1 protein-coding gene is annotated in these 239 nt (G+C 55.2%); it reads right to left on the minus strand.

Going from position 1 to position 239, the window contains the following annotated elements:
• Positions 1-239: solute carrier family 23 protein (locus R0J87_RS24380; protein ID WP_498889627.1), on the minus strand; the 239-nt coding region annotated here is incomplete at both ends.

Below are 239 nucleotides of genomic sequence, written 5' to 3' on the forward strand. Positions count from 1 at the left end.
TGGTGCCCTGAATAGACAACAGCCCGGAGCCAACCGGACCCCAGGCCTTAATTTGAATAATCGATGCCACACCGGAGGCAAACAGCGACATACTAATAATGTGTTGCGTGTCTTGTGCCGGTAAACCCAGCGCCTGGCAGATTAATAGCGCTGGCGTGATCACCGCAACGAACATCGCCAGCAGATGCTGACAGGCGGCAAACAGGGTTTGAGGAAGCGGCGGACGATCTTCAAGACGG

Origin of the sequence: Halomonas sp. SIMBA_159 (assembly GCF_046536035.1) — a bacterium.
Lineage (GTDB): Bacteria > Pseudomonadota > Gammaproteobacteria > Pseudomonadales > Halomonadaceae > Vreelandella > Vreelandella venusta_A.